The sequence below is a fragment of the Nitrospirota bacterium genome, from assembly GCA_035516965.1.
Lineage (GTDB): Bacteria > Nitrospirota > UBA9217 > UBA9217 > UBA9217 > MHEA01.
In genome coordinates this window covers 1-7,145 of the sequence record DATIZR010000076.1, presented here as the reverse complement: position 1 = coordinate 7,145, position 7,145 = coordinate 1, and the positions used below count along the sequence as shown (strand labels likewise).

At 58.6% G+C, this 7,145-nt stretch carries 9 protein-coding genes; 4 read left to right on the top strand and 5 right to left on the bottom strand.

Annotated elements, in window-relative coordinates; genetic code table 11:
- Window positions 1-155: 155 nt before the first annotated feature.
- The 4 genes from VL197_12025 to VL197_12010 are packed head-to-tail and all read right to left on the bottom strand — an operon-like array spanning window position 156 to window position 1,665.
- Window positions 156-635 (bottom strand): rubredoxin, encoded by a 480-nt coding sequence (locus tag VL197_12025; protein HUJ18707.1) that lies wholly within the window; start codon window positions 633-635, stop codon window positions 156-158.
- A 25-nt stretch (window positions 636-660) separates the two neighbouring features.
- The gene (locus VL197_12020) at window positions 661-846 is read right to left on the bottom strand and encodes a hypothetical protein (protein ID HUJ18706.1); all 186 of its coding nucleotides are present in this window, start codon (window positions 844-846) and stop codon (window positions 661-663) included.
- Entirely contained in the window at window positions 821-1,273 is a 453-nt protein-coding gene (locus VL197_12015) for a hypothetical protein (protein HUJ18705.1), read from the bottom strand. Before VL197_12015 ends, VL197_12020 begins: the two co-directional genes overlap by 26 nt.
- A 20-nt stretch (window positions 1,274-1,293) precedes the next feature.
- Complete coding sequence (locus VL197_12010; GenBank protein ID HUJ18704.1) at window positions 1,294-1,665, bottom strand: transcriptional repressor; 372 nt, start codon at window positions 1,663-1,665, stop codon at window positions 1,294-1,296.
- Between the two features lie 437 nt (window positions 1,666-2,102).
- Between VL197_12010 and VL197_12005 the strand changes: the two genes are divergently transcribed.
- From VL197_12005 to VL197_11995, 3 genes are all read left to right on the top strand, one after another.
- Window positions 2,103-2,441 carry a P-II family nitrogen regulator gene (locus tag VL197_12005; GenBank protein HUJ18703.1) on the top strand — a complete coding sequence of 113 codons (339 nt, stop codon included), beginning with the start codon at window positions 2,103-2,105 and terminating at the stop codon, window positions 2,439-2,441.
- Window positions 2,442-2,557: 116 nt separating this feature from the next.
- Window positions 2,558-3,829 carry an ammonium transporter gene (locus tag VL197_12000; GenBank protein HUJ18702.1) on the top strand — a complete coding sequence of 424 codons (1,272 nt, stop codon included), beginning with the start codon at window positions 2,558-2,560 and terminating at the stop codon, window positions 3,827-3,829.
- Window positions 3,830-4,087: 258 nt separating this feature from the next.
- Window positions 4,088-5,407, top strand: a complete 1,320-nt coding sequence (locus VL197_11995) for an ammonium transporter (GenBank protein ID HUJ18701.1) — start codon at window positions 4,088-4,090, stop codon at window positions 5,405-5,407.
- A 231-nt stretch (window positions 5,408-5,638) separates the two neighbouring features.
- On the opposite strand, the gene VL197_11990 is transcribed toward VL197_11995, so the two are convergent.
- A complete protein-coding gene (locus tag VL197_11990; GenBank protein ID HUJ18700.1) occupies window positions 5,639-6,508 on the bottom strand; it encodes a DMT family transporter in 870 nt (289 codons plus the stop codon).
- 160 nt (window positions 6,509-6,668) lie between these two features.
- Here VL197_11990 and VL197_11985 point away from each other — a divergent pair.
- The coding region (locus tag VL197_11985) for a PAS domain-containing protein (protein HUJ18699.1) at window positions 6,669-7,145 on the top strand (477 nt) is incomplete at its 3' end.

The following is a 7,145-nucleotide window of genomic DNA, read 5'->3' as shown; positions in this document are numbered from 1 at the left end:
TGAGCAGGTTTTCGCTGAACCCCTGCATCCCGACAAGCTTCGCGTAATCCTTCGCTGCGTATGGCATGGTTACCTCCCGGTCATAGGGTTATGAAGAACAGTCGATACTAAATATATCAGAAAACGCGGGTATTGGCAGGCAGATTGTTGCGGGTTCAGCCGACCTGTTCGAAGGACGGTTTACCCACCTTGCAGACCGGGCATCTCCAGTCATCGGGAAGGTCTTCGAACCTCGTCCGGTGGTCCCTGTTCTTGTAAAGCCATTTACAGGCGGAGCAGCGCCACATGCCGAAGTCCTCGCGCTCGCCTTCCTTCCTGACGACCTCCCATCCCCGCGCGGTCCACTCGCCCAGCGGCGGGGGGTAATAGCCCGAGAATATCTTCTTGTCGCGGGCGTCCTCCATGGTCACTTCGACAATGAAGTCGCCCTTCCGCACGGTGTATCCCCAGGTGAAGAGTTCCTTGGCGCCGGGTTCCGCGGTCTTTCCCACATAGATGAGACCCTGCGCCGATTTTTTTACCTTCGACCAGCTGTAACAGCAGGGGAGCACGGCGGTGCATCCGCATTTCCCATTCCTGAGCTCCAGCCCGTCCACGCTGAAACCGCCGGGGATCTTCTCAATGCCGACCGTCATGTGTTCCTCTCCGTCGCGCTCCTGATCAATGGTTCGTCGTCTGCCGTTCGAAGACCTTGTGGTTGCAAAACACGCAGACGGTCTCGTCCTCCTGCGACCAGAGCTCCACCTCGCCTCCGCAGCGAGGGCAGGTAGTGATGAGCCCGCGGAGTTCTTCCACGGGCGCAATCAGGGTGTAGGGTTTCTTATGCGTTGAGGGGTTCTGTTTCATGGGCCTTCCTCCATCCCTCCCGGGCCAGCCGCTCCATCCGTTTGTTCCCCCAGTTCTTCAGCTCCTCGAAGTATTTCCGGGGATCGGTCTTTGCAAGCTTGATCAGTTCCTCCCGCTCCCGGGCCGAATCGATATGATCGTTCGGGTAGACACCCCGCCAGCAGCAGTATCCCTCATCGAACAGGAACTCCGGGTTTACGGCCCGCTCGCGCGTCACGGTTTTCGCCGCGAACCGGGCGATGTCCATGTCATACTCGATGATCCAGCCGTTGTCGGAGAGCATCGTCCCCGGATCATACCCGACGGCAGATGAGCAGGCAGGGCAGTAAAGCCTGCTGACCACCTCAACGGGGAGCAGATCGTCCTTGAAATTGAAACTGGCGCTGTTCTTGCCACAGGTGCATGTGATTTTATGGTCTACACACATGAAAGCCTCCTTGCTTTTGGTTATTTTGACCGCTTGCGGCAGGCCGGACACAAACCGCGGAACTCCACGTGGTTGTCCAGCATGGTGAAATCATGGCGAAGGCGCATCGGCAGCCTGACTTCGCAGGTCATCGGAACGTCCACGATGCGCCGGCATCCGACGCAGATCAGGTGGTTGTGCGCGACCGTGTCGGGGTCATAGCGTTTTTTCGCCGGGTCGACGGCTAGCTCCCGGACCGCACCCCTGTCCCGCAGGGCGGACATCGTATTATAGACGGTGGCAAAGGACATGGTCGGATATTTCTTCGAGACGGCGCGGTAGATCTCATCTGCCGACGGGTGCGCCTTGTTGCCCTCGAGATAGTCGAAGATCGCTATCCGTTGTGGCGTCATTTTTATTTGCTTGTCGCGGTTCTTTTCCATGTCGGGCCGGGAGCGAGTTCAGATTAGATAAATTCTAAACTAATAAAAATTCCATGTCAAGAGAAATGATTGTCCCCCGGGAACACCGGGCCGCTACGCTGGATCGGGGCCTTGCAGGCCACACGGCGGGATGCCACTTCTCCGGGATGGGATACGCATCAGGGACGACGCCTTACGGGAGGCGTCCGACATGCTCATGTTTTAGACAGGTGATTAAAATACTTGCTGGCTCAGCAGCAGTGAGGGAAGGCCCCTGTTCGGGACCGGTGAAATCAATGCGTAAAATCAGGGCGTTGCTCGTCTTGCAATCAGATGCCCAATTGGCATGCACATTGCTACTTACCATAGTGACCATAGTGAAGATTTCGAGCAGCATCGAACTATCCGAGGAGGAAGGAGAAGCTTGCATGAAACTGATCAAATGCATCATCCAGCCCTATAAGCTGGACGACGTAAAGGAAGCATTGGCGGAGCTGAAGGTGCAGGGTATGACCGTTTCCGAGGTCAAGGGGTTCGGCAGGCAGAAGGGCCACACCGAGCTGTACCGCGGAGCTGAATATACCGTCGATTTCGTTCCCAAGGTGGAGATCGAGATCGTGGTCCCCGATGCCATGGTAAAAACCGCTCTTGATACCGTGGTAAAAGCCGCACGGTCGGGCAAGGTCGGGGATGGGAAAATATTCGTCCTGAACGTGGAGGAGTCGGTCAGGATCAGGACCGGCGAATCCGGCGACACGGCACTGTAAGCTCGGGTTTCCGACTTTCGAGGGAGGATTGCACAATGAAAAAGATTGGATATGGAAAAGCGTTTGTAATTGCCGTTCTTCTCGCATTCCTGCTTGGGGCCGCTCCGGCCGTGATCATGGCAGAGGAAGCGGCAGCACCGGTGCCGGCCGCTACAGCGGCAGCTCCTGCGCCGAAGATCGACAGCGGGGATACAGCCTGGATGATCGTGGCCACGGCGATGGTCATGCTCATGTCCATACCCGGGCTTGCCTTGTTCTACGGTGGCCTGGCAAAGAGAAAGGATTCGCTCAATACGATGGCAATGACCTTTGTCACGTTCTGCATCGTAAGCGTGCTCTGGGTCATCTACGGCTACTCCTTCTCGTTCGACACGGATATCAAGGGCATCATCGGGGGAGCATCGAAACTGTTCATAAGGGGGGTGGGACCGAACAGCATCTCGGACCTGGCCAAGACGATCCCTGAGTATATTTTTATCGCGTATCAACTTACCTTTGCCGCCATTACCGTGGCTCTTGCCAGCGGCGCATATATCGAGCGCATGAAGTTCTCCGCGTGGCTGCTTTTTTCAGTGCTGTGGATGACGATTGTATATCTTCCCGTGGCGCACTGGGTATGGGGTAACGGTTTTCTTGCAAAGGCGGGAGCGCTGGACTTTGCAGGTGGTACGGTAGTGCACATCAACGCGGGCATTGCAGCGCTGGTGGGGGCACTCTTGCTCGGCAAGCGCCGGGAAAAGGCGATCATGCCGCATAACCTGACCCTCGTGGTGACCGGTGCCGGCCTTTTATGGTTCGGCTGGTTCGGGTTCAACGCTGGCTCGGCCTTGGCGGCAAGCGGTCTGGCAGGGGCGGCGTTCATCAACACGAACACGGCAACGGCCGTAGCCGCCATCGCATGGATGGTCGTTGAATGGATGCATTCCGGGAAGCCGACGGTGCTCGGCCTTGCATCGGGCGCGGTGGGAGGTCTTGTCGCCATCACGCCAGCCGCGGGATTCGTCAACATCAGCGGCGCGATCATCATAGGCATTGCGGCAGGGGTTATCCCGTTCTTTGCCGTTGCGAAAATGAAGCCGGCCTTTGGTTACGATGATACGCTCGACGCCTTCGGCATCCACGGGGTCGGCGGGACCATCGGTGCCATCCTGACGGGCGTCTTTGCCGATCCGGCAATCAACGAAGCCGGCAAGGGCCTCTTGTATGGAAATCCGATACAGGTCTGGATCCAGATCAAAGCGGTTGCAGTCACCCTGTTGTACAGCGGAGTGATGACCTTCATCATCTTCAAGGTAATCAAAGCCATTGTGGGCATCCGTGTCGACGGCGAGGATGAGTATGTCGGACTCGATGAAAGCCAGCACGGAGAGAAGGCGTATAACCTGTAGAAACGTATGGTCAAAAGAGAGGCGATCCCAGATCGCCTCTCTTTTAAGCTCATGATTATTTATTATTCATGTGCTCAAATAGTAATCACGAGAACCCCATAAGGAGACGTTATCATACCGCTCTTTTACGGATGGTAAATAAATGAATTCAACGTGTTTTGTCGTGAATGGCATTTGCACATGCCGTGGCATGAGCATTGCTTAATATTAGAACACGTGCGTGATTCATAATCATCCGTTTCGAGGGAGGTATTGATAATGTCTGAAAAGGGTTTCAGGAATGGGGTTTTTCTGCAGCTCGCGGGTGTGATGATTCCATCCCTCGCGCTTGCTCAAGGCACTGCCCCGGCGGCAAAGATTGATACGGGCGATACGGCCTGGGTCCTGGTCTCGACGGCGCTGGTCATGCTCATGACACCGGGTCTCGCCCTGTTCTATGCAGGCATGGTGAGGCGGAAGAACGTTCTCGGCACCATCATGCACAGTTTTATCGCAATCGCCCTGGTCAGCATCCAGTGGCTCCTGTTCGGCTATTCGCTCGCCTTCGGCCCCGACCTGAGGGGCATCATCGGCGATCTCAGCTGGGCCGGCTTGCAGGGCGTGGGGTTCGCCCCCAACGCAGACTATGCTCCCACCGTCCCGCATCTCGCGTTCATGATCTACCAGATGATGTTCGCGGTGATCACCCCGGCGCTCATCAGCGGCGCTTTTGCCGAGCGGATGAAGTTCTCGGCCTACCTCGTATTCTGCCTGGCCTGGACCACGCTCGTCTATGATCCGGTCGCTCACTGGGTCTGGGGCGCCGGCGGGTGGCTGAAGCATCTGGGCGTGCTGGATTTCGCCGGCGGAATCGTCGTGCACGCGACATCGGGGTTCTCTGCCCTGGCCGCTGCGCTCTATATCGGCAAGCGAAAGGGGTTCCTGGTCGAGCACATGCCGCCCCATGATCTGCCGCTGACCGTGCTCGGCGCGGGCTTGCTGTGGTTCGGCTGGTTCGGGTTCAACGCGGGAAGCGCTTTGTCTTCCGGAGGACTGGCCACCATGGCCTTCGTGACGACCCATACGGCCGCGGTCTCGGCGACGTTCACCTGGGTCCTCGTGGAATGGTTCCACCGCGGCAAACCGACCATGTTCGGCGCTGCCACGGGCGCCATTGCCGGCCTTGCCACGATCACGCCGGCCGCCGGCTTCGTCGGGCCCATGGCCGCACTTTGTATCGGTGCCGCAGCAGGACTCCTGTGCTACACGGCGCTGAATGCGAAGACGAAGTTCGGGTACGATGATTCCCTTGACGCGTTCGGGGTCCACGGCGTCGGAGGAACGCTTGGTACCATTCTGGCCGGCGTCTTCGCTTCCCTCGCCATCAACGCAGCGGGAGCGAACGGCTTGCTCTTCGGCAATCCCAATCAACTGGCGATACAGGCGGGTTCCGTGGCGCTGGTCGCGGTCTATTCCTTCGTCGTCAGCCTCGTCCTGTTCAAGGCTATCGACCTGGCTATGGGATTGCGGGTTACGAAGGACGAGGAGACGGAAGGCCTCGATATCAGCCAGCACGGGGAGAGCGGTTATACGACGTAAATTGCGGAGGCGAGGCATTGTGTATGCTGAGGCCGTTTCTGCCGGATAACTGCCCATGTACGCCTCAGGTGATTATTAAATGATCTCTGAGACGGGGCAAGCCTTCGGATTCAGCGCGTTGCAGGCAATGAGTTTCTTTCATTAGATTGTACGGTTGCACGTTCCGCCGCATACGAGGCGAATGGCATGAGCTTTGCTCATAAAAGGGGATGCGGGCGATCTGTTTGTTGATCATAGCGCGCTGCTCTTCTGCACCACGTACACGCCGACAAGGATCATACCGCCGCCGATGACCTGAAGCGCCGTGATCCGCTCGTTCAAGAACAGGGCGGCGAACACCACGGCCACCAAAGGCACGAGGTAGTGGTAGACGACGGTCCGGCTCACCCCGAGCCTTCTGACCCCGTCGTACCAGAGGGTGAAGGCGACGCCCGCGGAAATGAACGTCGAGAAGCAGAAGGCGGCCCAGGATTCGACCGGGATCGTGTTCCACGATTGCCGCGAGAGATCAGCCGCGCCAAGCGGGAGGAGCAGAATGGTGCCCGCCGCCATGCTGTAGGCCGTTATCTTGAGCGGCGAGTATTTCTCGACCAGCGGCCGCGCCATGATTGTATACAGCGCCCAGAAGAGCGCGGCGCAGAGCGTCAGGAGGTCACCGGCCATGTCCCGAAGCGAGAAGGTGACTCCGCCCGCGCTTTGGACGATGAGGAAGACGCCGGCGGCCGAGAGCGCCAGTCCGAGCGCCGCGGGCAGGCTGATGCCCCGTTTCCGGGTAAGGGCCAGGACGAGGGCGGCGAAGAGCGGTGAGGTTGAGATGAAGAGCGAAGAGTTCGAGGCCGTGGTGTATTTCAGCCCGAACATGAACAGCAGATTGTACATCGTGATGCCGGTGAAGCCGAGCCTGATGACCGGGCCGATATCGCTGCGGTCCATTGTCAGGGGCTGCCGGTAGGCCAGCATCGCCCCGGTGAGCAACAGCGAAGCGAGCGCGAACCGCGCGACCGTGAAGCTCAAAGGAGAAAAGTCGGCCAGGGCGTACTTCACGAAGGCGAAGTTGACGGCCCAGACGACAGCGACGAATAAGAGACGGGCGTCGAGCATGGCGATTGGCGCAGGGGGGCGTCGTACAGAGCGAATCGCGCACAGCATAAGGCCAGGAACTCGGAACCCCATGCTCCTCACGTATTGCGCCCAGTCAGCACAAGAGCACTATACCATGAAATCCCTTGAATACTCAAATCCGTTGTGATATCAATACCTCATGGGGACACTTTCGTCCAGGATACAGGACCTGACCGCGGACATTCTCACGGGCCTCGTTGACGGCGTGGTCGTAGCCGATGTGCTGGGGACGGTGCTGGTCTGGAACCGGGCTGCCGAGGAGGTGACCGGGATCGCATCGGCGGACGCGGCCGGGAAGAATATCGGGTCCGTATTTTCGGACAATCCCGCGGTCGTGAGCCAGATCACGAAAACGCTGTCAACGGGAAGGTCCTACTCCGACTATGATGCGGAGCTGGCTGTCAGGCATGGACCGCCCCACCCCGTGGGTCTTGTCACGAGCGTGCTCGAGGACGACAGCGGCGCTCCCGCCGGTGTGATCCTGACTATCCGCGATCAGGCCGGCGTCCGGGAGCTCAAGGAGCGCATGCGGCGGTCCGACCGGCTTGCTACCCTTGGCATGATCGCAGCGGGCATCGCACACGAGGTGAAAAACCCGCTGGTCGGGATCAGCGGC

Excerpts from the sequence above, each read along its gene's own strand:
- VL197_12025 (HUJ18707.1), bottom strand. The coding sequence starts at position 635 with ATGACGGTCGGCATTGAGAAGATCCCCGGCGGTTTCAGCGTGGACGGG.
- VL197_12020 (HUJ18706.1), bottom strand. The coding sequence starts at position 846 with ATGAAACAGAACCCCTCAACGCATAAGAAACCCTACACCCTGATTGCG.
- VL197_12015 (HUJ18705.1), bottom strand. The coding sequence starts at position 1,273 with ATGTGTGTAGACCATAAAATCACATGCACCTGTGGCAAGAACAGCGCC.
- VL197_12010 (HUJ18704.1), bottom strand. The coding sequence starts at position 1,665 with ATGACGCCACAACGGATAGCGATCTTCGACTATCTCGAGGGCAACAAG.
- VL197_12005 (HUJ18703.1), top strand. The coding sequence starts at position 2,103 with ATGAAACTGATCAAATGCATCATCCAGCCCTATAAGCTGGACGACGTA.
- VL197_12000 (HUJ18702.1), top strand. The coding sequence starts at position 2,558 with ATGGCAGAGGAAGCGGCAGCACCGGTGCCGGCCGCTACAGCGGCAGCT.
- VL197_11995 (HUJ18701.1), top strand. The coding sequence starts at position 4,088 with ATGTCTGAAAAGGGTTTCAGGAATGGGGTTTTTCTGCAGCTCGCGGGT.
- VL197_11990 (HUJ18700.1), bottom strand. The coding sequence starts at position 6,508 with ATGCTCGACGCCCGTCTCTTATTCGTCGCTGTCGTCTGGGCCGTCAAC.